Annotated in this window: 21 protein-coding genes; 11 read left to right on the forward strand and 10 right to left on the reverse strand. The window is 64.5% G+C overall.

The annotated features are described in order from the left end of the window. Positions 1-35 precede the first annotated feature (35 nt). On the reverse strand, positions 36-485 hold the full coding sequence (locus M1D87_RS19870) for a YcgN family cysteine cluster protein (protein ID WP_015271351.1): 450 nt from the start codon (positions 483-485) through the stop codon (positions 36-38). A 144-nt stretch (positions 486-629) separates the two neighbouring features. Between M1D87_RS19870 and M1D87_RS19875 the strand changes: the two genes are divergently transcribed. After that, entirely contained in the window at positions 630-1,223 is a 594-nt protein-coding gene (locus M1D87_RS19875) for a nitroreductase family protein (RefSeq protein WP_013973765.1), read from the forward strand. Between the two features lie 114 nt (positions 1,224-1,337). Here M1D87_RS19875 and M1D87_RS19880 read toward each other — a convergent pair whose 3' ends face one another. The 5 genes from M1D87_RS19880 to M1D87_RS19900 all read right to left on the reverse strand — a co-directional run bounded on the left by M1D87_RS19880 (position 1,338) and on the right by M1D87_RS19900 (position 5,963). Beyond that, a complete protein-coding gene (locus tag M1D87_RS19880) occupies positions 1,338-2,270 on the reverse strand; it encodes a D-2-hydroxyacid dehydrogenase (RefSeq protein ID WP_123083795.1) in 933 nt (310 codons plus the stop codon). A 2-nt stretch (positions 2,271-2,272) separates the two neighbouring features. Beyond that, positions 2,273-2,566: a YcgL domain-containing protein gene (locus M1D87_RS19885; RefSeq protein ID WP_015271354.1), complete on the reverse strand. Its 294-nt coding sequence runs from the start codon at positions 2,564-2,566 to the stop codon at positions 2,273-2,275. Then, on the reverse strand, positions 2,563-3,696 hold the full coding sequence (gene rnd, locus M1D87_RS19890; protein WP_039613989.1) for a ribonuclease D: 1,134 nt from the start codon (positions 3,694-3,696) through the stop codon (positions 2,563-2,565). Before rnd ends, M1D87_RS19885 begins: the two co-directional genes overlap by 4 nt. A 98-nt stretch (positions 3,697-3,794) precedes the next feature. Next, the gene (locus M1D87_RS19895; RefSeq protein ID WP_232881401.1) at positions 3,795-5,432 is read right to left on the reverse strand and encodes a phosphoethanolamine transferase; all 1,638 of its coding nucleotides are present in this window, start codon (positions 5,430-5,432) and stop codon (positions 3,795-3,797) included. Positions 5,433-5,597: 165 nt separating this feature from the next. Then, entirely contained in the window at positions 5,598-5,963 is a 366-nt protein-coding gene (locus M1D87_RS19900; RefSeq protein ID WP_123083797.1) for a 5-carboxymethyl-2-hydroxymuconate Delta-isomerase, read from the reverse strand. Positions 5,964-6,080: 117 nt separating this feature from the next. Between M1D87_RS19900 and M1D87_RS19905 the strand changes: the two genes are divergently transcribed. Next, entirely contained in the window at positions 6,081-6,317 is a 237-nt protein-coding gene (locus tag M1D87_RS19905; RefSeq protein WP_003259536.1) for a YdcH family protein, read from the forward strand. Positions 6,318-6,440: 123 nt separating this feature from the next. Here the strand turns inward: M1D87_RS19905 and M1D87_RS19910 are convergent, their stop codons facing one another. Beyond that, a complete protein-coding gene (locus M1D87_RS19910) occupies positions 6,441-7,622 on the reverse strand; it encodes a trans-sulfuration enzyme family protein (protein ID WP_232881415.1) in 1,182 nt (393 codons plus the stop codon). 92 nt (positions 7,623-7,714) lie between these two features. On the opposite strand from M1D87_RS19910, the gene M1D87_RS19915 reads away from it, so the two are divergent. After that, complete coding sequence (locus tag M1D87_RS19915; protein WP_039613985.1) at positions 7,715-8,176, forward strand: Lrp/AsnC family transcriptional regulator; 462 nt, start codon at positions 7,715-7,717, stop codon at positions 8,174-8,176. A gap of 117 nt (positions 8,177-8,293) precedes the next feature. On the opposite strand, the gene M1D87_RS19920 is transcribed toward M1D87_RS19915, so the two are convergent. Continuing rightward, on the reverse strand, positions 8,294-10,624 hold the full coding sequence (locus M1D87_RS19920; protein WP_421091771.1) for an FdhF/YdeP family oxidoreductase: 2,331 nt from the start codon (positions 10,622-10,624) through the stop codon (positions 8,294-8,296). 348 nt (positions 10,625-10,972) lie between these two features. Here M1D87_RS19920 and moaA point away from each other — a divergent pair, with 348 nt between their 5' ends. Together moaA and M1D87_RS19930 are read left to right on the forward strand one after the other, a co-directional pair. Continuing rightward, positions 10,973-11,977 carry a GTP 3',8-cyclase MoaA gene (moaA, locus tag M1D87_RS19925; RefSeq protein ID WP_039613983.1) on the forward strand — a complete coding sequence of 335 codons (1,005 nt, stop codon included), beginning with the start codon at positions 10,973-10,975 and terminating at the stop codon, positions 11,975-11,977. Positions 11,978-11,997: 20 nt separating this feature from the next. After that, the gene (locus tag M1D87_RS19930) at positions 11,998-12,897 is read left to right on the forward strand and encodes a bestrophin family protein (RefSeq protein ID WP_015271362.1); all 900 of its coding nucleotides are present in this window, start codon (positions 11,998-12,000) and stop codon (positions 12,895-12,897) included. Positions 12,898-13,026: 129 nt separating this feature from the next. On the opposite strand, the gene moaB is transcribed toward M1D87_RS19930, so the two are convergent. Then, positions 13,027-13,566 carry a molybdenum cofactor biosynthesis protein B gene (gene moaB, locus M1D87_RS19935; RefSeq protein ID WP_003259533.1) on the reverse strand — a complete coding sequence of 180 codons (540 nt, stop codon included), beginning with the start codon at positions 13,564-13,566 and terminating at the stop codon, positions 13,027-13,029. A gap of 140 nt (positions 13,567-13,706) precedes the next feature. Here moaB and M1D87_RS19940 point away from each other — a divergent pair, with 140 nt between their 5' ends. Continuing rightward, on the forward strand, positions 13,707-14,594 hold the full coding sequence (locus M1D87_RS19940) for a LysR family transcriptional regulator (RefSeq protein ID WP_015271363.1): 888 nt from the start codon (positions 13,707-13,709) through the stop codon (positions 14,592-14,594). Here M1D87_RS19940 and M1D87_RS19945 read toward each other — a convergent pair. Beyond that, on the reverse strand, positions 14,582-15,364 hold the full coding sequence (locus M1D87_RS19945; RefSeq protein WP_123083800.1) for an AraC family transcriptional regulator: 783 nt from the start codon (positions 15,362-15,364) through the stop codon (positions 14,582-14,584). The genes M1D87_RS19940 and M1D87_RS19945 overlap by 13 nt on opposite strands. Positions 15,365-15,744: 380 nt before the next feature. On the opposite strand from M1D87_RS19945, the gene M1D87_RS19950 reads away from it, so the two are divergent. The 5 genes from M1D87_RS19950 to M1D87_RS19970 all read left to right on the forward strand — a co-directional run bounded on the left by M1D87_RS19950 (position 15,745) and on the right by M1D87_RS19970 (position 22,289). Then, on the forward strand, positions 15,745-17,361 hold the full coding sequence (locus M1D87_RS19950; protein ID WP_013973778.1) for an APC family permease: 1,617 nt from the start codon (positions 15,745-15,747) through the stop codon (positions 17,359-17,361). A gap of 23 nt (positions 17,362-17,384) precedes the next feature. After that, positions 17,385-18,311: a 4-hydroxyproline epimerase gene (locus tag M1D87_RS19955; RefSeq protein ID WP_031325247.1), complete on the forward strand. Its 927-nt coding sequence runs from the start codon at positions 17,385-17,387 to the stop codon at positions 18,309-18,311. Positions 18,312-18,356: 45 nt separating this feature from the next. After that, positions 18,357-19,304, forward strand: a complete 948-nt coding sequence (locus M1D87_RS19960) for a dihydrodipicolinate synthase family protein (RefSeq protein ID WP_013973780.1) — start codon at positions 18,357-18,359, stop codon at positions 19,302-19,304. A 157-nt stretch (positions 19,305-19,461) separates the two neighbouring features. After that, complete coding sequence (locus M1D87_RS19965) at positions 19,462-21,039, forward strand: aldehyde dehydrogenase (NADP(+)) (RefSeq protein ID WP_123083801.1); 1,578 nt, start codon at positions 19,462-19,464, stop codon at positions 21,037-21,039. A 2-nt stretch (positions 21,040-21,041) separates the two neighbouring features. Beyond that, a complete protein-coding gene (locus M1D87_RS19970; protein WP_123083802.1) occupies positions 21,042-22,289 on the forward strand; it encodes an NAD(P)/FAD-dependent oxidoreductase in 1,248 nt (415 codons plus the stop codon). Positions 22,290-22,339 lie beyond the last annotated feature (50 nt).

A 22,339-nucleotide genomic window follows, 5' to 3' on the forward strand; every position in this document is an offset into this window, starting at 1 on the left:
ACTCCTTGTTTCCCCGTGGCAGCGGGCCGCGCCGGTCAGCTGGCGCGGAAGATCAGGTGGTCTTCCCAGTCGTCTTCGTGCACATCGTGTTCACTGAGCATGCGCCCCGACTGGGAAATACGCTGTTCATGGACCTGCTGGCGATCGCCGCAGACCAGGTGGTGCCAGGCCGGCAGGTCCTTGCCCTCACTGACCAGGCGGTAGCCGCAGGTACTCGGCAGCCACTTGAACTGGTCGGCCTTGCCCGGGGTGAGCTGTATGCAGTCAGGTACCTGGGCGAAGCGGTTGGGGTAATCGCTGCACTGACAGGTGTGCAGATCCAGCAGTTTGCAGGCGATGCGCGTGTAATAGACGCTGTTGTCGTCCTCGTCCTCGAGCTTTTGCAGGCAGCACAGGCCGCAACCGTCACACAGCGACTCCCACTCTTGCGGGCTGAGTTGCTCGAGGGTCTTGCGCTGCCAGAACGGCGCGTTTTCAGCGATCATGACACGGGTTTCCTGCATTCATCTTGGGGCCACGGCGCGCGGCGGCGCCAGTCTAGAGCCTGGCCTTCGGCAAAGCCAGACCGCTTGTCAGTCGCGACGCGACGCAGTAGCGTGCGCGTTTACCGCCCTTTTGCAGGAGCCGCCATGAGCGCCAACCCCCGCATTGCCGATTACGCCATCAACGAGCAGTTCATCAACCGCTGGTCGCCACGTGCCTTCACCGCCGAGCCGATCAGCGAGGAAACCTTGCTGAGCTTCCTCGAAGCGGCACGCTGGGCGCCCTCGGCGAACAACTCGCAACCTTGGCGCTTCCTCTATGCCCGCCGTGACACGCCGAACTGGGAGCGCTACCTGAACCTGCTGGTGCCGGCCAACCGCAGCTGGGCGCAACAGGCATCGGCGCTGGTGCTGGTGATTTCCAAGACCACCTACGCCGCCCCGGGCGCCACGGAAGAAAAGCCGGCGCTTTGGCACACCTTCGACACCGGCTCCGCCTGGGGGCACCTGGCCCTGCAAGCCAGCATCAGCGGCTGGCATACCCATGGCATGGCCGGTTTCGACCAGGAGCTGGCGCGTCAGGAGTTGAAGGTTCCTGAAGGCTACGTGCTGCATGCCATGGTGGCAATCGGCAAGCTGGGCGATAAGGCCAGCCTGAACGAAGCGCTGCAGGCGCGTGAAGTTCCGAGCCCGCGCAAGCCACTGAGCGAGCTGGCTGCCGAGGGTGATTTCAGCCTGTAAGCCTTGCATTGGCTGTACCGGCCTTTTCGCAGCGCAAGGCTGCTCCTACAGCACAGTGAAAAACCTGTAGGAGCAGCCTTGTGCTGCGAAGAGGCCAGCACAGGCATTACAAAATCAATAGCCCCGGGCGAAGTCCACTTCACCTCGCAAGCCCTGCCCCGCCGTGAACGCCCGCACATTCTCGACAAACAACCGCACCATCGCCGCCGGCGAGGTGGGTGCCGAGCTGTGCCCGGTCAGCAGCAAGCCCCACGCCGTCCAGAACGGGTGTTGCCTGGGCAACGGCTCCTGCCGGCAGACATCGATCACCGCCCCCGCCAAGTGCCCTTCCTTCAGTGCCTCGACCAGGTCAGCGTCGACCACCGCAGCGCCGCGCCCGGCATTGATGAACAGCGCCGTGGGCTGGAAGCGCTTGAACAGTGCCGCGTCATACAGGTCGTGGGTTGCCGGGGTATCCGGCAGCAGGTTGAGTACGTAGTCAACCTGACCCACCAGGCGCGGCAGGTCGGCCAGCGCCGCTACCTCGACGAACGGCGCCTGCTCGCGGGCGCTGCTGGCAACGCCATACAGCACCACGCCAAACGCCTGCAGGAACTCGGCCACCCGCTGGCCAATGTCGCCAGTGCCGACGATCAGCACCTTGCGCCCTTCCAGGGTACGCCCCGGGCGGTCGTCCCAACGACGCTCGACCTGGCTGACCAGCCGCGACAGCACCTCGCGCTCATGGCCGAGCATGTAGGTGAGCATGTACTCGGCCATCACCTGGCCAAAGATGCCCACGGCGCGGGTCAGGCGATAGTCGCGCGGCAGGCCCTCGGCCAGCAGCGGGGTGATACCGGCCCAGGTGGACTGCATCCAGCCCGGCTTGTGGCCCTGGCGCAGCAGGCTCGCCAGCAGGTCCGGCTGGCCCAGCCACACCGGGCACTGTGGCGCCTGGCGTGCCAGTTCGGCGGAGTCGCCGCTGGTCAGGACTTCCAGCTCAGGCGCGGCTGCGCGCAAGATCTCGGCGTATCGAGCATGATCATGCTCAGCAATCAGTACTCGCATGATCAGGCAGGGTCGTTACGGCGCAGCAACTCTTCGGGCAGGTGCTCGATGTAGTCGTCTTCCGGCGGCGGCATCTGCAGGTGGTAACCCTGGTTGTCGAGGTTTTCCAGCACCTTGGCGATGTCCTCGCGGGCCAGCTTGCGCTCGGGAGTCAGCACCAGGTCGAAGGCGTGCACGGGGGTGCCAAAGAACGGCAGCAGGCCTTCGGGCACGCGCTCCAGGCCGTCGGCCTTGAGCACGTACAGGTACATTTCGTTCTTGCGGGGGCTCTTGTAGATAGAGCAAATGCGTTTCATCGGGTCTCTCCGGCGCCTGCGAGGCTGTCCAGCAGGGCCTGGCCCATACGCTCACGGCGCCAGCCGCGCAGCGAATCGGGCAATTGATAGGGGCCATTGGGGTAGCCGCTCTTGAGCAGCGCTTCCAGGGCTTTCTTGCGCAGCATCAGCTCCGGGGCAATGCCCAGGCGCTCACCTTCGGCCTGGCCGATGGCACGCAGCTGCTTGAGGATACCTGCGGCCTCGATCGGCAAAGGCTCGGGCAAGGCCTGTGGCCATTGCTCGGCTGGCAGGCTGGCGGCACGCTTGATCAGCTGGATGAGGAACTCACCGTCCTGACGAATGGTGCGCGGATGCATCTCGTCGATCTTGGCCAGCGCCGACAGGTTGCTCGGCTGGCTCTTGGCCATGGGCCACAGCGAGTGCTCCTTGAGGATGCGATTGCGCGGTACGTCGCGGTTGCGCGCTTCACGCTCGCGCCAGGCACACAGCTCACGCAGCACTGCCAGTTGCTGGGGGGCCAGCTTCCAGGCCAGCTTGACGTCGCGGTACAGGCTTTCGGGCTCGACCTCGCGGCGCAATGCGGCCACCAGCTCGGCGCCGTCCTCCAGCACCCAGGCGTACTTGTCGTCACTCAGGCGCGGGCGCAACACGGTGAACAGCTCGGCCAGGTGCACGGCATCCTCGGCGGCATAGCTGACCTGGGTTTCCGAGAGCGGGCGCTGCAGCCAGTCGGAGCGGGTTTCGCCCTTGGGCAGGTCGATCCCCAGCACTTCCTGCACCAGGCGCGAATAGCCCATGGAGAAGCCCAGGTTCAGGTAGCCGGCGGCCAGTTGGGTGTCGAACAGCGGCTGTGGCAGCTTGCCGGTCAGGCGCAGCAGCACTTCGAGGTCTTCGCTGCAGGCGTGCAGCACCTTGACCACGCCGCTGTCATCCAGCAGTTCGGCCAGGGGTTGCCAGTTGCCGATCAGCAACGGGTCGATCAGGAAGGCACGCTTTCCGTCGCCGATCTGGATAAGCCCGGCTTTCGGGTAGAAGGTGTCGACCCGCATGAATTCGGTGTCGACGGCGACAAAGGGCAGCTGATGCCAGTCGCGGCAGTGTTCGGCCAGGCTCTGGTCGTCACGGATCCAGTGTATTTCGATGGCCACGAGGCTCTCCCACTAACATTGGCGCGCAGTATATACGGCGCGGGCACTGCTGGTGAAACCTGCGCCATCCCTGGAATGGATAAACGGTGCAGTCAGACTCAGCGCTTGGCCGCCAGCCACGGCCGGCAGCTGGCGAACATGTCCAGCGATTGCTGGTAGACCTCGGTACGCACCTGCAACAGGCCGAGCATCGAGTGGAACAGGTTGTCCTGCGACAGCGGCGCATCGCTGAGCTTGGCCAGGCAATCGGTGTCGACGCCGAAGTCCTCCTTGTAGCTGTCGGAGAACCAGGTCAGCAACGGCACGTGCTTCTGCTGCTCGGGGGCGATGGCGTAAGGCGTGCCGTGCAGGAACAGGTTGTACTCACCCAGCGACTCGCCATGGTCGGACAGGTAGATCATCGCCGTGTCGACCTTGTCCTGCTTGCTGCGCAGTGTATCGATCAGCGAGGCCAGCACCTTGTCGGTATAGGCCAGGGTGTTGTCGTAACCGTTGACGATTTCCTGTTCGCTGCACTGGTCCAGCGCGTTGCTCTGGCACACCGGGGCAAAGCGCTGGTCGGCGCCGGGGTAGCGCTTGAAGTATTCAGGCCCGTGGCTGCCCATCTGGTGCAGCACCAGCACGGTGTCCTTGTCGAGGTTGTCGATCAGCTCACCCAGGCCCTGCAGCAGGATCTGGTCATGGCATTCACCATCAGCGCACAACTGCGGGTCCTTGAGTTTGCTGACATCGATGAACTGCACGCGGTCGCAGGTACCCTTGCAGCCCGATTGATTGTCACGCCACTGCACCGCCAGGCCGGTCCGCTGGAGGATGTCCAGCAACCCTTCGCGGTTCTTCGCCACGCGGGCATCGTAGTCCTTGCGCTTCATGCCAGAGAACATGCACGGCACCGAAACGGCGGTTTCCGTGCCGCAGGAGTGAACATCGGAGAACGCCAGCAGGCCCTGCTCCCTGGCAAGGTTCGGTGTGGTATCGCGGTCGTAGCCGAGCACGCCGAAGTGATCTGCCCGCGCACTTTCACCCACCACCAGCACAGTCAGCGACTTGCGTTCATGCTTTTGCCAGGCAGCGTCACGCTTGGCATCTTCGCCGTAATGCTGGAAGGGCCGTGATGCGGTACCGACGCGCTCGCTGACATAACCGATGGAGGCACCCACGATATTGCTGGGGGTGAGCATCAGGCGCAGTTCGTGGTGGTTGCGAAACAGCGACGAAAGGCCCTGGTAGTTGACCAGTGCCACCGAGCCCAGGGCCACCACGCAGGCACCGCCAACCACCAGCTTGCCGAGCAGTTCACGGTGCCAGGCGCGATAGGCGATCGGCGCCTTCCACAACAGCAGCGAAGGCACTACACCGAGGCCCAGGATATACAAGGCAAACTTCAACGAAAGCAGGTCACGCACTTCCGCCACGTTGGTTTCCGCAATATTGCGGAACATGCCCGCGTCAATGAGTACGCCGTACTGGTTCATGAAGTAAGCCACACCCGCGCCACTCATGAACAACACGACAAGTATTGGCTTCAATACATAACGGAAGGCGAACAACGTGAGGATCAGGTTGAACGCGAACAGCATCAGCACGGCAAACGCCAGGCTCAGCCAAAGCCCCGGCAAACCGGGCGGCACGACCTGTTCAAGATGCTGCCAGAGGAAGACATTGAAGCCGATCAGCAGGTAAAGGCTGGCCAGCAGCGTGACCCATTCAGTCCGCAGGGATTTGAAGTTGAGCATCAGTGTTCGCAATCAAGAGTGATTATCAGCCCGAGGGCCTGCGCGGCACCGGGGAAACTTGGCTGAACTCTAGAAGGCGTGCCATCAATATTTTGTGAAAAAGACGCCAACAAATTCGTGAGCAGGCGCCTTTTCTACATTAAAAGAAGTTCATTCAGCGCTTGTTCAGCCTGGCAGGCGTTCCTTGGCATACGGCCCGCGGTCGATGTCCAGCACTTCCACGCATAGCTGGATATCCAGCCCCGGTTGCTCGGGGATGGCCTCACGCAGCACATCCAGCAGGCTGGCGGACAGTTGCGTCTTCACCTCGGGCGAGCGCCCGCTGAGAATGGCCAGGCGCACATGGGCAAAGGCACGCTCGCCGGGCGCAGTGCCCACTCGATAGTGCTTGAAGGCTTCGGCACGGCTTTTGATATCGGCCTCGTCGGCGAACTGGCCACTGCCGACCAGGGCATGGTTCAGGCGCAGCAGCAGGACGTCGACATTCAGCTCACGCAGGTTGTCGCTGTATTCCAGGTTCAGGTGAGGCATGGCGCAGGTTCCGGGTCACGGGGGAGATGCGACAGCCTACCCCAGTCCCCTACCTGCGCAAAGACGACTATCCTCAAAGGTCAGAACCATCCGCCAACCCCCGACAGAGGTGAAGAAATGCCAGTTCCGCATGATCTGCTCGCTGACCTGCACGTTACCGCTGATGCATTCCAGGCGCTCATGGACAAGGACCAGACGCTGCACTCACTGCACAAGGAATACAACGCAAAAGACAAAGAGGTGGTCGCTGCCGAAGGCAACGGCACCAACGACGAAACCGTCAACCGCCTGCGCAAGGAGCGCTTGCTGATCAAGGACAAGATCGAACGGATCATTCATCCGCCCAAATCCTGACAGGAATTCATTGAATCCACCGGCCTCTTCGCGGGCTTGCCCGCTCCCACAAGTACAGCGCCAAACCTGAAGGCAGCGCAATACCTGTGGGAGCGGGTTCACCCGCGAAGAGGCCAGCAGCCCTCACATACCAGCCGCAGCCTTCAACGCCCCATCCAGGTCGTCGACCAGGTCGCGATAATCCTCGATCCCCACCGACAACCGCAGCAGGTTCTCGCTGATCCCCATCACGCCCTTCTGCTCCGGGCTCAGCGAGCAGTGCGACATGCTCCAGGAGTGGTTGATCATGCTTTCCACCCCGCCCAGCGAGTCGGCCAGCACGAAGATCTGCAGCGCCTCCACCAGGCGGTTGAGCGCGGCGCGGTCGCCCTTGACCTTCATCGCCACCACCGCCCCGCCACTGCGCATCTGCCGTTTGCACAGCTCATGCTGCGGGTGGCTCTCCAGCCCCGGGTAATACACCTGCTCGATCTGCGCGTGGCTTTCGAGGAAGCGCGCCACCTGCAGGGCATTGGCACACTGGCGCTCCATGCGCACATCCAGGGTCTTCAGACCGCGCAGGGCCAGGTAGCAGTCGAACGGCCCCTGCACTGCGCCAATCGCCATGCTGATGCGGCGCAGGCGCGCCAACAGCGCATCATTGGCAGCTACGACCACGCCACCGGTGAGGTCGGAGTGGCCGCCGATGTACTTGCTGGCCGAGTGCATCACCAGGTCCACGCCCAGGGAGATCGGGCGCTGGTTCCACGGCGAGCAGAAGGTGTTGTCGATGCAAGTGAGGATGCCCCGTGCCTTGGCCAGGTCGCACACCGCCTTGATGTCGACCAGGTGCAGCAACGGGTTGGTCGGCGATTCGATCCAGATCAGCTGGGTTTCCGGCTTGATGGCGGCGGCCACCGCCTCGAGGTCGTTGAGGTCGACGTAGGTGGTGGTCAGGCCCGAGGTGCGGCTGCGGTAGTCTTCCATGATGCGGAAGGTACCGCCGTACACGCCGTTCATCACCACCACGTGGGCATCCTTGGGCAGCAGCTCCAGCACGGTGGCGGTGGCGTTCACGCCCGAGGCGCAGGCGACCGCGCCAACGCCCTCTTCCAGGGCGGCGACACAGGTTTCATAGGCATGCCGGGTGGGGTTGCCGACGCGGCTGTAGGAGTATTCCGGTTTGTCGTCAAGGCTGCGCTTGGTGAACGAGCTGGCGGTGACGATCGCCGGGAAAATAGCGTTATCGGCGACGCTGAACTGCTCACCGGCGTGAATGGTACGGGTGGCGAAATTGCGCGGCTTGTCGGACATGGTCAGGCCCATTGGCAGAGTGAAAGTCGCCACTATCGCACAACCCAAATCTTCTAGCCTTGGGGTAATCTGTGAAATATTTTTCTCCACGGCCCACGCGCGATATGGACAGCTTCGACCAGCACATTCTCACCCTGCTTCAGCGCGACGCCTCGATCTCGCTCAAGGACCTGGCCGAGGCAGTCAACCTCTCCACCACGCCGTGCTGGAAGCGGGTCAAACGCCTGGAGGAAGACGGCTACATTGTCGGCCGTGTCGCCTTGCTCGACCCGGAACGGCTGGGGCTGGGGCTGACGGTGTTCGTCCAGCTCAAGACCCAGCGCCACGACAGCGCCTGGCTGGAGCAGTTTGCCGCGACCGTGACCGGGTTCGAGGAAGTGATGGAGTTCTACCGCATGTCGGGGGACTGGGATTACATGCTGCGGGTGGTGGTGGGGGATATTGCGGCGTATGACCGGTTTTATAAAAAGCTGATCACCAGTACTGATGGGCTGTCGAACATCACTTCCAGTTTTGCCATGGAGCAGATGAAGTACACCACGGCCTACCCGGTGCATCGTTCCTGATCGGTGCTGGATTCTTCGCGGGCTTGCCCGCTCCCACAGGAGTACCACAGGTGCTGAAAACTGTGGGCTCCCTGTGGGAGCGGGCAAGCCCGCGAAGAGGCCAGCACAGGCAACCGATCAATCCGCGGCAAGCACCGCCGCAATCCGGTTGCCGGCCTTGGCCTTCTCGAACTTGATCGCCACGAACTTCGAGGTCGGGGTATAGGTCCCCTCGCCATAGCTTTCCAGCGGCACCAGCGGGTTGGTCTCAGGGTAGTACGCCGCCGCCTGCCCCTCGGGTACGTCATACGCCACCAGGCGGAAGCCCGACACGCGCCGCTCCACGCCATCCTCCCACAGCGACACCAAGTCCACATGCTCGCCCGGCTCGAAGCCCATCCGGCGGATGTCCACCTCGTTGACGAACACCACTTCACGCAGACCGAACACCCCACGATAACGGTCATCCAGGCCATACAGAGTGGTGTTGTACTGGTCGTGCGAGCGCAGGGTCTGCAGGATCAGGTCGGGCTTGTCACCGCGCGCCAGCACCTTGGCATTCACCAGTTGCTCCGGCAGCCGGTGCGGGCTGAAGCGCGCCTTGCCTGTGGCCGTGCGCCAGGTACGGTCGGCGGCATTGTTGCCCAGGTGGAAGCCGCCCGGGTGCTGCAGGCGCTCGTTGAAAGCGGCAAAGCCGGGGATCACATCGGCAATCATGCTGCGGATGCGGCCGTAGTCGGCAACAGCGTACTCCCAGTCGATCGGCTGCTTGCCCAGGGTCGCCTGGGCCATGCCGGCGATGATCCACGGCTCCGAGCGCAGGTGCGGCGAGCGCGGGCGCAGCTGGCCGTGGGAGATGTGCACCATGCTGAAGGTGTCCTCCACGGTCACGCCTTGCGGCCCGCTGGCCTGCATGTCGATTTCGGTACGGCCCAGGCACGGCAGGATCAACGCATCGCGGCCGGTGACCAGGTGCGAGCGGTTGAGCTTGGTGGAAATCTGCACGGTCAGCGCGCAATTGCGCATGGCCGCATGGGTGCGCGGCGTATCCGGCGTGGCTTGGGCAAAGTTGCCACCCAGGCCGATGAACACCTTGGCCCGCCCCTCTTCCATGGCCTTGATCGCCAGCACGGCGTTGTGCCCGTGGGCACGCGGCACGCGGAACCGGAAGCGTTTTTCGATGGCATCGAGCAGGGCCGCCCCGGGCTTCTCGTCGATGCCCATGGTGCGGTCGCCCTGCACGTTGCTGTGGCCGCGCACCGGTGACAGGCCGGCACCGGGCTTGCCGACGTTACCGCGCAGCAGCTGCAGGTTGACGATTTCCTGAACGGTCGGCACCGAGTGGCGATGCTGGGTGACGCCCATGGCCCAGCACATGATCACTCGTTCGGCCTTGCGGTACATGCGCGCTGCCAGTTCGATCTCGGCCTGGGTCAGGCCCGATTGCTCGACGATGTGCGCCCAAGGCGTGGCATCCACGGTTTCCAGGTATGCGTCGATGCCACTGGTGTGCTCGGCGATGAAGGCATGGTCGAACACCGCCGGTTCGCCATTGGCCTGGGCTTCGCGTTCCCACTGCAGCAGGTACTTGGCAATGCCGCGCATCACTGCCATGTCGCCGCCCAGGGCCGGGCGGAAGTAGGCCGTGTTGGTTGGTTCGGAGCCATTGCTGAGCATCTCGAACGGGTGCTGCGGGTGCTGGAAGCGCTCCAGGCCGCGCTCCTTGAGCGGGTTGAAACAGACCACCTGGGCACCACGCTTCACCGCTTCACGCAGCGGTTCGAGCATGCGCGGGTGGTTGGTGCCGGGGTTCTGGCCGATGACGAAGATGGCATCGGCCAGTTCCAGATCGTGGAACACCACGGTGCCCTTGCCAACGCCGAGGGTCTCCGACATGCCCACGCCGCTGGCTTCATGGCACATGTTCGAGCAGTCGGGGAAGTTGTTGGTGCCGTAGGCGCGGACGAACAGCTGGTAGAGGAACGCCGCCTCGTTGCTGGCCCGGCCCGAGGTGTAGAACTCGGCCTGGTCGGGCGATTCGAGTGCGCGCAAGTGTTGCGCAACCAGCGCAAAGGCTTCTTCCCAGCTGGTTTCGACATAGTGGTCGGTGGCCGCGTCGTAGCGCATCGGGTGGGTCAGGCGGCCCTGGTACTCCAGCCAGTAATCGGTCTGCTCGGCCAGCGCACTGACGCTGTACCTGGCGAAGAATGCCGGGTCCACCGAGCGGCCGGTGGCTTCCCAGTTGACCGCCTTGGCGCCGTTCTCGCAGAACTTGACCATGTCGTTTTCCGGCGACTCGCCCCAGGCGCAGCCGGGGCAGTCGAAGCCGCCGTTCTGGTTGGTCTTGAGCATGGCCCGCAGGTTCTTGAAGGCATTGTCGCTGCCCAGCCAGCTCTTGGTCACGCTCTTGAGCGCCCCCCAGCCAGCGGCGGCGCCCTTGTAGTCCCTGATATGTTGGTCCTGGCTCATGCGGTGAATCCTCACGCTTCGATGCTTTTTTTCAGCCTATGGAGCGTGGGGTAGAGCCGTCCAATCGAAAGATCTTACGGGGTGATAGGCGGTTTCGATCATGGGCTGGAACCGCGCCACGGCCTTCGCGGGTGAACCCGCTCCCACAGGGCCCCCGCAGGTTTCGAGCCCTGCGCTTTACCTGTGGGAGCGGGTTTACCCGCGAATTGGGCGACGCGGTCAACACTTTGAAATACGTGGCCTGCAGCCATGATAGAGGCCATCGATCAATCGGTCGGACAAAGCAATTTGACGGCCCTGCGCCCAAGTTATAGCTTGGATCGAGTCCCAATCCATTCGAGCGCGAACGTGGAACAGAACAGCCGGGCCCTGATCGACGGCTTCAACCGGAAAATCGACTACCTGCGGATGTCGGTCACCGACCGCTGCGACTTCCGTTGCGTGTACTGCATGGCCGAAGACATGCAGTTCCTGCCGCGCCAGCAAATCCTCAGCCTCGAGGAACTGCTCCAGGTGGCCGAGCGCTTCGTCGCCCTTGGTACCCGCAAGATCCGCCTGACCGGCGGCGAGCCGCTGGTGCGCCAGGGCATCGTCGACCTGTGCGGGCGCATCGCCGCCCTGCCCGGCCTGCGCGAGTTGTGCCTGACCAGCAACGGCTCGCAACTCGGGCGCCTGGCCCAACCGCTGTTCGACGCCGGTGTCACGCGCCTGAACATCAGCCTCGACAGCCTGGACGCCGAGCGCTTCAAGCAACTGACCCGCACCGGCGACTTGCACCAGGTGATCGCCGGCATCGACGCCGCCCGCCAGGCCGGTTTCAAGCGCACCAAGCTCAACTGTGTAGTCCTCAAAGGCCGCAACGACCACGAACTGGTCGACCTAGTGCGCTTTGCCATCGACCGCGAACTGGACATCACCTTCATCGAAGAAATGCCCTTGGGCGTGATCAGCGAACATGAACGCGGCGAGTCGTTCTGCTCCAGTGACGAAGTACGTGCGCTGCTGGCCGAGCAGTTCACATTGGTCGAATCGACCGAGTCGTCCCAGGGCCCCGCCCGCTACTGGCGCCTGGCCGAAGCCGCCAATACTCGGGTCGGCTTCATTTCGCCACACAGCCACAACTTCTGCGCCACCTGCAACCGCGTGCGCCTCACCGTCGAAGGCCGCCTGCTGCTGTGCCTGGGCAATGAACACTCGGTGGACCTGAAGCAGGTTCTGCGCGCCCACCCCGGCAACCCCGAACGCCTGGAAAAGGCCATTCGTGATTCCTTGCACCTCAAGCCCTACCGCCATCATTTCGAGGTCGGTGGCGACGTGCAGATCCTGCGTTTCATGAACATGACCGGCGGCTAGGCAGCCGTCTCTGGATTTCCATGATCGTCCACCCCACCCCCGATGTGCTGCGTGTGCTGTTCACCCTCAAGGGTTCGATCGTCAAGCGCATCGCCCTGCGTTGCCTGACGATCACCCTGCTGGCCGCGCTGATCGTGTTGGTCGAGCGGCATTTCCCGGCGTTTTTCTACCCGGTCAGCGCCACCCCGTTCACCTTGCTGGGCCTGTCGCTGTCGATTTTCATGAGTTTTCGCAACAACGCCTGCTATGACCGCTGGTGGGAGGGGCGCAAGGCCTGGGGCAAGCTGATCATCGAGACCCGTTCGTTCGTGCGCGAAAGCCTGGTGATCACCGACGAAACCCTGCGTGCCGAACTGTTGCGCAGCCTGTGCGGCTTTGCCCATGCGCTGAATGCACGGCTGCGCAGCGAGGACGAACTGGCCGCCGCCCGGCCCTGGCTGGCCCGGCCCGATGCGATCAGCCCGCACAACGTGTGCGACGCCATCCTGCGCGAAATCGGCGGGCACTGCTCGCGGCTGGCAACACAGCAGCAGATCAGTGACTGGCGCTACAGCCTACTGGAACAGCGGCTGGTGGGGCTGACCGAAGTGCAGGCTACCTGCGAGCGGATCAAGGGCACGCCGTTGCCGTTCCCCTACACGCTGTTGCTGCACCGCACCATCTACATCTTCTGCCTGCTGCTGCCGTTTGCCCTGGCCGAGCCGCTGGGATGGCTGGCGCCGCTGTTCACCACCATCGTGGGGTACACGTTCTTCGGGCTGGATGCGATAGGCAACGAACTGGAAGACCCGTTCGGGCGCGATGAGAACGACCTGCCGACCGATGCCATGGTGCGGACCGTGGAGCGCGATGTGCTGGCGGGGTTGGGGGAACAACAGCTACCGCCGGTGTTGTTGCCGGTGGACCATGTATTGAGCTGACTGAATGCAGTGGCCTGTGCCGGCCCTTTCGCGGGTAACCCGCTCCTACAGGGCCCCCACAGGTTTCGAACCCTGCGCGATACCTGTGGGAGCGGGTTTACCCGCGAAGAGGCCGGTACAGGAGAAAACTCAGCCCCGGCTTGCACAGGCCTCGATCGGTTTCAGGTGCTTGACGAAGTTGCACGGCCGGTGCCGCGCATCCAGCTGCTCCGCCAGGATGCCCTCCCACGCCGTACGGCAGGCCCCGGTGGAGCCCGGCAGGCAGCACACCAACGTGCGGTTGGACAGCCCGGCCAGCGCCCGGCTCTGCACGGTCGAGGTGCCGATATCGAGAATCGACAGGGCCCGGAACAGTTCGCCAAAGCCATCGATGCGCTTGTCCAGCAGGCACTCGACCGCTTCCGGCGTGCTGTCACGCCCGGTAAAACCGGTACCGCCGGTGATCAGCACCACCTGCACCTGTTCGTCGGCAATCCAGGTGGCGACCTGGGCGCGGATCTTGTAAAGGTCGTCCTTGAGCAACGCCCGCGCCACCAGGCGGTGACCGATCTCCACCGAGCGGCTGGCCAGCAGCTCACCGGAAGTATCGTTGTCGTAGGTACGGGTATCGCTGACTGTCAGCACGGCGATGTTGAGCGGTACGAAGACCGCATCGGGTTGGACGCGCACGGTGGGGCTCCTCGAGTGGCATTGCCGCCACGCTAGAGGCATGGCCCGGGGGCGTCCAATCGATATGGCGTACCGACTCATCAATGACATCTATCGCAGACGTGGGTTAAGGTCTGCATAACCCGATACCAGGCACCTCCATGGACATCAAGCAGCTCAAATTCCTCATCGCCCTCGACCAGACCCGCCACTTCGGCCAGGCGGCGGCGCTGTGCCATATCACCCAGCCGACGCTGTCCATGCGCCTGCGCAACCTGGAGGACGAGCTGGACCTGGTACTGGTCAAGCGCGGCCAGCGCTTCGAAGGTTTCACCGAAGCGGGCGAGCGAATCCTGGCCTGGGCCCGTACCCTGCTCGCCGCGCACGATGGCTTGCAGGCCGAAGCCGCCAGTTGCCGCGGCCAGGTGGTCGGCAGCCTGCGCCTGGGCACGGTGCCGCTGGCCAGCTTCAACCCCATGCACCTGCTGCTGCCGCTGCGTGAAAAATACCCCGAACTGCACTTCCAGATCAGCTCGCTAAGCTCGGAACAGGTGATCGACGGGCTCAGCCGCAACCAGCTCGACCTGGGCATCTGCTACCTGGACCAGGTCAACACCAGCTTCTTTGAAGTGATCGAACTTGGCACCACCACCATGGGCCTGCTGCACGATACCCGGCACTTCCAGTTCGCCAGCGACACCCTGCGCTGGGACGAGCTGGGCGACATTCCGCTGGGCCTGCTGAGCAAGGGCATGCACTACCGCCAGTCGCTGGACCTGAGTTTTCGCAGCCGTGGCCTGGAGCCGAATGCGGTACTGGAAAGCGACTCGAGCTTCCAGCTGATCCAGGCCATCAACACCGGCATGTGCTGTGCGGTCATGCCACTGGACTGCGGGCTGGAAGACCTGAGCGAGCACCTGCGCATCCTGCCGGTGGCCGACGCCGCCATCCACAGCCCGGTCGGCCTGCTGCTGCGCCGCAGCGAACCGCGTTCGGCAATTGCCGAGCAGTGCTTCGATGAGGCGCGGGCGCTGTTTCAGGCCAACTGAGCGCTGGTTGCCTGGCGGTACTGGCGCGGAGTGAAGCCGGTCAGTTGCTTGAACTGGCGGCTGAAGGCACTGTGGTCGGTATAGCCGCAGCACATCGCCACTTCAGTGATCGGCAGTTCCGAATGCAGCAAACGGTGGGCGTGCTCCAGGCGTGCCTTGTGGATCATCTGCCGTGGCGTGAGGTGGAACACCCGCTTGCAGTAGCGCTCCAGCTGGGCCACGGAAATGCCAGCGATACGGGTCAGCTCGCCCATGCTGATAGGCTGGTGGAAATGCCGCCGGATATGCTCGTCCACCGCCGCCAGGCGCTGGTAGGCAGGATGGCTGTCGGCGGCTGACTGCAAGTCGACCGAGATGCCGACCAGGCCAATGATATCGCCGGCACGGTTGTACAGCGGGCGCTTGTGGGTCAAGCACCAGCCAGGCTCGCGGCTGCCGTAAAGATGCAGCTCCAGCTGGTCTTCCAGCACCAAACCCTCCTTGAGAACGCGACGGTCCTGCTCGGTGTAGCCGGGGCCCAGCTGTGCCGGGAACACTTCGGCGCTGGTCTTGCCCAGCAGCGGTTGCAGGCGCTTGAGGCCACAGCGCTGGACCAGGGTGTTGTTGGCCAGCACATAGCGGGCGGCCGGGTCCTTGATGAAGATCGCGGCGTTGGGGATGGCGTCGAGGATCGGCAGCAGCAGGGACACACCGGCGAGCAGGGCCTCGAGGTTGGCGGGGCGGTGCTGGTCGAGGGACTGGTACAGGGTTGCCAGGGGAGTGTCGGTCATCTGTCGGTTCTCTGTTGGCTGTGCCGGCCTCTTCGCAGCGCAAGGCTGCTCCTACAAGGGGCGCACTGCCTTCGAGACTTATGCGGACTCTGTAGGAGCAGCCTTGTGCTGCGAAGAGGCAGGCACCAGCACTGCATCTCTCAAACCCTTGCCCAGTATGGCCTAGAGCGTATTCCTCCCCCCAGCACCTAGCTACTGCTTTTTTGCAACTGTGCCGATTTCGTCATCCCCCCTGCAGAAAACCATCAAGAACCGCCGCCCCGATCGGTCCACTCTATGCCCCACGCAAGCCGCCCCAAGTCCTACAAGAGCGCGGCCCAAAAAGCCGCATCTCGTGACATCAGACCTGCCTATCCAATAACCAACAAAAAGGCGAACCCATGTCAGGCAAATTCAAAAAACAGTTGTCATTGCTGGACCTCACCTTCATCGGCCTAGGCGCCATCTTCGGCTCCGGCTGGCTGTTCGCCGCCAGCCACGTCTCGGCCATCGCCGGCCCGGCCGGCATCCTGTCCTGGTTCCTTGGCGGCTTCGCCGTACTGTTGCTGGGCATCGTCTATTGCGAACTGGGCGCTGCCCTGCCGCGTGCCGGGGGCGTGGTGCGCTACCCGGTGTACTCCCACGGCCCGCTGCTGGGCTACTTGATGGGTTTTATCACCCTGATCGCCTTTTCCAGCCTGATCGCCATCGAAGTGGTCGCTTCGCGTCAATACGCCGCCGCCTGGTTCCCCGGGCTGACCAAGGCCGGCTCCAGCGACCCGACCGTGCTCGGCTGGCTGGTGCAGTTCGCCCTGCTGGGGCTGTTCTTCTTCCTCAACTACCGCAGCGTGAAAACCTTCGCCAAGGCCAACAACCTGGTCAGTGTGTTCAAGTTCATCGTGCCGTTGCTGGTGATCGGCGTGCTGTTCACCTTCTTCAAACCGGAAAACTTCGAGGTCCAGGGCTTTGCCCCGTTCGGTCTGTCCGGCGTTGAAATGGCGGTATCGGCCGGTGGCATCATCTTCGCCTACCTGGGCCTGACGCCGATCATTTCGGTGGCCAGCGAGGTGAAGAACCCGCAACGCACCATCCCCATCGCGCTGATCCTCTCGGTACTGCTGTCCACCGCGATCTACGCCCTGCTGCAACTGGCCTTCCTCGGCAGCGTGCCGACCGAAATGCTGAGCAACGGCTGGGCCGCGGTGACCAAGGAACTGGCCCTGCCCTATCGCGACATCGCCCTGGCCCTGGGTGTGGGCTGGCTGGCCTATCTGGTGGTGGCCGACGCGGTGATCTCGCCCAGCGGCTGCGGCAACATCTACATGAACGCCACCCCGCGCGTGGTCTATGGCTGGGCGCAGACCGGCACATTCTTCAAGTACTTCACCCGTATCGACGCCGAGTCCGGCATCCCGCGCCCGGCGCTCTGGCTGACCTTTGGCCTGTCGGTGTTCTGGACCCTGCCGTTCCCGTCCTGGGAAGCGCTGATCAACGTGGTTTCCGCCGCCCTGGTACTGAGCTACGCCGTGGCCCCGGTCACCGTCGCCGCCCTGCGCCGCAACGCCCCTGACATGCCGCGCCCGTTCCGGGTCAAGGGCATGGGCGTGCTCGGCCCGCTGTCATTCATCATCGCCGCGCTGATCGTGTACTGGTCGGGCTGGAAGACCGTGTCGTGGCTGCTGGCCCTGCAGATCGTGATGTTCGTGCTTTACCTGCTGTGCGGCCGCTTCGTGCCGACCCAGCACCTGTCGCTGGCCCAGCAAGTGCGCTCGTCGGCGTGGCTGATCGGCTTCTACGCGGTGACCATCCTGCTGTCGTGGCTGGGCAGCTTCGGCGGCCTGGGAGTACTCGGCCACCCGTTCGACACCGTGGTCGTGGCCGCTTGTGCGCTGGGCATCTACTACTGGGGCGCGGCCACCGGCGTGCCTGCCCACCTGGTGCGCCTGGAAGGTGAGGATGAAAGCGAAGCCTCCTCCGAAAGCTACCCAGGCCAGCGCCCTGCCGCCGTCGCCTCCTGACCCACTCTCGAATGGATATGCCCATGAAACACGTTCACGTCATCGACTCGCACACCGGCGGGGAACCGACCCGCCTGGTGATGAAAGGCTTCCCGCAACTGCATGGCCGCAGCATGGCCGAGCAGCGCGATGAACTGCGAGAGCTGCACGACCAGTGGCGCCGCGCCTGCCTGCTGGAGCCTCGCGGCAACGATGTGCTGGTCGGTGCACTGTACTGCCCACCGGTATCGGCCGACGCCACGTGCGGGGTGATCTTCTTCAACAACGCTGGCTACCTGAACATGTGCGGGCACGGCACCATCGGCCTGGTCGCCTCGCTGCAGCACCTGGGCCTGATCGCACCGGGCGTGCACAAGATCGATACCCCGGTCGGCCAGGTCAGCGCCACCCTGCATGAAGACGGCGCCATAACCGTCGGCAACGTGCCGTCCTACCGCTACCGCCAGCAAGTGCTGGTGGACGTGCCCGGCCATGGTCCGGTGCGCGGCGACATCGCCTGGGGTGGCAACTGGTTTTTCCTCGTCTCCGAACACGGCCAGCGCATCGAGCTGGGCAACCGCGAGGCGCTGACCGAATACACCTGGGCGATGCTCAAGGCCCTCGAAGCCCAGGGCATCACCGGTGAAAACGGTGCCCCCATCGACCACGTCGAACTGTTCGCCGACGACGCCAACGCCGACAGCCGCAACTTCGTGATGTGCCCCGGCAAGGCCTACGACCGCTCGCCCTGCGGCACGGGCACCAGCGCCAAGCTGGCCTGCCTGGCCGCCGACGGCAAGCTCGACGAAGGCCAGACCTGGGTACAGGCCAGTATCACCGGCAGCCAGTTCCAGGGCCGCTACGAGCGCGACGGCGAACGCATTCGCCCGTTCATCACCGGCCGCGCCTACATCACCGCCGACAGCACCCTGCTGATCGACGAACAGGACCCGTTCGCCTGGGGCATCTGACCCCGGCTATTTCCAAAAAAACGAATATCGCGAGGAGTGACAACAATGACCAACAACATCTTCACCGGCACCATGCCCGCCCTGATGACCCCCTGCACCGCCGAGCGCAAGCCGGACTTCGACGCCTTGGTACGCAAGGGCCGCGAACTGATCGAGGCCGGTATGAGCGCCGTGGTGTACTGCGGCTCGATGGGCGACTGGCCGCTGCTGACCGAAGCAGAGCGCCAGGAAGGCGTGGCGCGCCTGGTGGCCGCCGGCATCCCGACCATCGTCGGTACCGGCGCGGTGAACACCCGTGAAGCAGTATCTCACGCCGCCCACGCGGCCAAGGTTGGTGCCGCCGGCCTCATGGTCATCCCCCGCGTGCTCAGCCGCGGCGCCTCGCTGATTGCCCAGAAGCACCACTTCTCGGCCATCCTGGCAGCCGCGCCGAAGCTGCCGGCGGTGATCTACAACAGCCCGTACTACGGCTTTGCCACCCGCGCCGACCTGTTCTTCGAACTGCGCAGCGAGTTCCCCAACCTGATCGGCTTCAAGGAGTTCGGCGGTGGCGCCGACCTGCGCTACGCCGCCGAGCACATCACCTCGAAGGATGACGACGTGACCCTGATGGTCGGCGTCGACACCCAGGTGGTACATGGCTTCGTCAACTGCAACGCCACCGGCGCCATCACCGGCATCGGCAACGCCCTGCCGCGTGAGGTGCTGCACCTGGTGAGCCTGAGCAAACAGGCGGCCAAAGGTGATGCCAAGGCCCGCCGACTGGCGCGTGAACTGGAGGCGGCGCTGGCGGTGCTGTCGTCGTTCGATGAAGGCTGCGACCTGGTGCTCTACTACAAGCACCTGATGGTGCTGAACGGTGACAGCGAATACAGCCTGCACTTCAACGAGACCGACGTGCTGACCGACGCCCAGCGCAACTATGCCGAGCAGCAGTACGCGCTGTTCCGCAGCTGGTACGCCAGCTGGTCGGCTGAGCAGAACCTGGCCTGATCACCTGATTCCAGGCCGAGCCGCAGCCCCTGTGGGAGCGGGTTCACCCGCGAACACCGGCGAAGCCGGTGCCAGGCACCGAGTCGCCTGCTTCGCGGGTAAACCCGCTCCTACAAAGGCCGCGCTCTCTCTTGATATTGATTCCAAAGGAGGCTCCATGACCCTCACAGGCAACCTGCTGATCGGCCAGACGCCGGTAACCGGCAGCCGCGAAGCCATCCGTGGCATCGACCCGGCCACCGGCCAGGCGCTGGAACCGGCCTACCTCGGTGGCACCGGCGAACACGTGGCCCAGGCCTGCGCCCTGGCCTGGGCGGCGTTCGATGCCTACCGCGAAACCTCGCTCGAGCAACGGGCACAATTCCTCGAAACCATCGCCACGCAGATCGAAGCGCTGGGTGATGCCCTGATCGATCGCGCCGTGGCAGAAAGCGGCCTGCCAAAGGCGCGCATCCAGGGCGAACGTGGTCGCACCTGCACCCAGTTGCGCACCTTCGCCCGTGTGGTGCGGGCTGGCGAATGGCTGGACGTACGGGTCGACAATGCCCTGCCTGAGCGCCAGCCCCTGCCGCGTGCCGACCTGCGCCAGCGCCAGGTGGCCCTGGGGCCAGTGGCGGTATTCGGCGCCAGCAATTTCCCATTGGCCTTCTCGGTGGCCGGTGGCGACACCGCCTCGGCCCTGGCCGCCGGTTGCCCGGTGGTGGTCAAGGCCCACGGCGCCCACCCGGGCACCAGCGAGCTGGTCGGCCAGGCAGTGGCAAAGGCCGTGAAGCAATGCGGCTTGCCGGCCGGTGTGTTTTCGCTGTTGTACGGCTCCGGTCGTGAAGTGGGCATTGCGCTGGTCAGCGACCCGCGCATCAAGGCCGTTGGCTTTACAGGCTCGCGCAGCGGTGGCATTGCGCTGTGCCAGGCGGCCCAGGCCCGCCCCGAGCCGATCCCGGTGTACGCCGAAATGAGCTCGATCAACCCGGTGTTCCTGTTCGACACCGCCCTGCAGACCCGCGCCGAGGCACTGGCACAAGGCTTCGTCGCCTCGCTGACCCAGGGTGCCGGCCAGTTCTGCACCAACCCCGGCCTGGTGATTGCCCGCCAGGGGCCGGCGTTGCAGCGCTTCATCGACGCCGCCAGCGAACACGTGCGCCAGGCTGCGGCGCAGACCATGCTCACCCCGGGCATTTTCAGTGCCTACCAGGCCGGGGTCGGCGCCCTGACCGCAAACGCCAATGCCCAGGCCGCCGCCAGTGGCCAGGCCGGGCAAGGCCCCAACCAGTGCCAGGCGCAGCTGTTCGTGACCCAGGCCGAAGCGTTCCTCGCCGACCCGGCGTTGCAGGCCGAAGTCTTCGGCGCGGCGTCGCTGGTGGTGGCCTGCGCCAACGATGAGCAAGTGCGCCAGGTGGCCGAGCATCTGGAAGGCCAACTGACCGCCACCCTGCAACTGGACGATGCCGACCTCGACAGCGCCCGCATTCTGCTGCCGACCCTTGAGCGCAAGGCTGGCCGCATCCTGGTCAATGGCTGGCCGACCGGTGTAGAGGTATGCGACGCGATGGTCCACGGCGGGCCGTTCCCGGCCACCTCCGATGCCCGCACCACTTCGGTGGGCACGGCGGCGATCCTGCGCTTCCTGCGCCCGGTGTGCTACCAGGACTTCCCCGATGCCCTGCTGCCGCAGGCACTGAAACACGGCAACCCGCTGCAGCTTCGGCGCCTGCTCGACGGCAAACGGGAAGGCTGAGCATGGTCGAAACCGCTGAAACCGATATCGCCGTGGTCGGCGCCGGCATAGTCGGCGTCGCCTGTGCCCTGCAACTGGCCCGCCAAGGCCGCCGGGTAACCCTGGTCGACCGCCAGGCACCCGGTCGAGGCGCGTCCTACGGCAACGCCGGGCACCTGGCCACCGAGCAGGTATTCCCGATTGCCGACCTGTCGATTCTCAAACGCCTGCCGCGCATGTTGCTGGACCCGATGGGCCCGTTGCGCCTGGACTGGAAGTACCTGCCCAAGGCCATGCCGTGGTTCACCCGCCTGCTGCTCAACCTGCGCCCTGGCCCGTTCCAGCGCAGCGTGGCCGGCATCCGCTCGTTGAACGAAGGCAGCCTGGGTGCCTGGCAGCGGCTGCTAGGCTCGATCGGGCGCGGCGAACTGTTTCAGGAAGATGGCTCGTTGCTGGTATTCGAGCGGCCAGAGTCGCGCCAGGCCCTGGAGGCCTTGCGCGCACGCATGCAACAGCAGGCGGTGGCGGTGGACTTCTGGTCGGCCGACACCGTGCGCGAGGCGGCGCCGCAACTGAGCCCGTCGTTGCTGGGTGGGCTGTTCTTCCCACGTACCGGGCACTTCATCGACCCCTACCGGGTGGTGTGCGAACTGTTCGAAGCGGCCAAGGCCAGTGGTGTGCGCTTTGTCCAGGCGCAGGTCGATGGCGGGCGGCTGCACAGCGGCGGGGTCAGGCTGGCCAGCGATCAGGGCACGTTCGATGCCCGCCAGGTGCTGATCAGTTGTGGTGCGCATTCCGCGCAGTTGACCGCCACACTGACCGGCAAGCAGGTGCCACTGGACACCGAGCGCGGCTACCACCTGATGTTGCCTGGCGAGCATCAGCGTTTGCCGTTTGCAGTCACATCGCTGGAGCGCAAGTTCATCATGACGCCCATGGCCGAGGGCCTGCGCCTGGCCGGCACGGTGGAGTTCGCCGGGCTGGACGCGCCGCCGAGCATGCAGCGGGCTTGGCAGTTGCACCGCTTGAGCAAGGGGTTGTTCCGGAGGGACCTGAGTGTTGAGGGAGCGACGCCTTGGATGGGCTTCCGGCCTTCGTTGCCAGATTCGTTACCGGTGATCGACCGGGAGTGTGATGGGCGGGTTTTGTTGGCATTCGGGCATCAGCACCTGGGTTTGACCCAGGCGGCGGTGACAGCGGAATGGGTGGGGCGGTTGGCTGACAGGGAGAGGGGGGCTGATATGGCGGCTTACCGGTTGGACCGGTTTTAGCCTGTGCTGGCCTCTTCGCGCGTGAACCCGCTCCCACAGGGATCGCGCTG

It is taken from the genome of Pseudomonas sp. SA233, from assembly GCF_054792385.1.

What these genes read in the sequence shown, in the direction of transcription:
- M1D87_RS19895 (WP_232881401.1), bottom strand. Translation starts at nt 5,432, where the DNA reads ATGCTCAACTTCAAATCCCTGCGGACTGAATGGGTCACGCTGCTGGCC.
- M1D87_RS19945 (WP_123083800.1), bottom strand. Translation starts at nt 15,364, where the DNA reads ATGACCGACACTCCCCTGGCAACCCTGTACCAGTCCCTCGACCAGCAC.
- M1D87_RS19950 (WP_013973778.1), top strand. Translation starts at nt 15,745, where the DNA reads ATGTCAGGCAAATTCAAAAAACAGTTGTCATTGCTGGACCTCACCTTC.
- M1D87_RS19960 (WP_013973780.1), top strand. Translation starts at nt 18,357, where the DNA reads ATGACCAACAACATCTTCACCGGCACCATGCCCGCCCTGATGACCCCC.
- M1D87_RS19930 (WP_015271362.1), top strand. Translation starts at nt 11,998, where the DNA reads ATGATCGTCCACCCCACCCCCGATGTGCTGCGTGTGCTGTTCACCCTC.
- M1D87_RS19875 (WP_013973765.1), top strand. Translation starts at nt 630, where the DNA reads ATGAGCGCCAACCCCCGCATTGCCGATTACGCCATCAACGAGCAGTTC.
- M1D87_RS19885 (WP_015271354.1), bottom strand. Translation starts at nt 2,566, where the DNA reads ATGAAACGCATTTGCTCTATCTACAAGAGCCCCCGCAAGAACGAAATG.
- M1D87_RS19920 (WP_421091771.1), bottom strand. Translation starts at nt 10,624, where the DNA reads ATGAGCCAGGACCAACATATCAGGGACTACAAGGGCGCCGCCGCTGGC.
- M1D87_RS19880 (WP_123083795.1), bottom strand. Translation starts at nt 2,270, where the DNA reads ATGCGAGTACTGATTGCTGAGCATGATCATGCTCGATACGCCGAGATC.
- M1D87_RS19965 (WP_123083801.1), top strand. Translation starts at nt 19,462, where the DNA reads ATGACCCTCACAGGCAACCTGCTGATCGGCCAGACGCCGGTAACCGGC.
- M1D87_RS19955 (WP_031325247.1), top strand. Translation starts at nt 17,385, where the DNA reads ATGAAACACGTTCACGTCATCGACTCGCACACCGGCGGGGAACCGACC.
- M1D87_RS19970 (WP_123083802.1), top strand. Translation starts at nt 21,042, where the DNA reads ATGGTCGAAACCGCTGAAACCGATATCGCCGTGGTCGGCGCCGGCATA.
- M1D87_RS19900 (WP_123083797.1), bottom strand. Translation starts at nt 5,963, where the DNA reads ATGCCTCACCTGAACCTGGAATACAGCGACAACCTGCGTGAGCTGAAT.
- M1D87_RS19905 (WP_003259536.1), top strand. Translation starts at nt 6,081, where the DNA reads ATGCCAGTTCCGCATGATCTGCTCGCTGACCTGCACGTTACCGCTGAT.
- M1D87_RS19915 (WP_039613985.1), top strand. Translation starts at nt 7,715, where the DNA reads ATGGACAGCTTCGACCAGCACATTCTCACCCTGCTTCAGCGCGACGCC.
- M1D87_RS19870 (WP_015271351.1), bottom strand. Translation starts at nt 485, where the DNA reads ATGATCGCTGAAAACGCGCCGTTCTGGCAGCGCAAGACCCTCGAGCAA.
- M1D87_RS19940 (WP_015271363.1), top strand. Translation starts at nt 13,707, where the DNA reads ATGGACATCAAGCAGCTCAAATTCCTCATCGCCCTCGACCAGACCCGC.
- M1D87_RS19910 (WP_232881415.1), bottom strand. Translation starts at nt 7,622, where the DNA reads ATGGGCCTGACCATGTCCGACAAGCCGCGCAATTTCGCCACCCGTACC.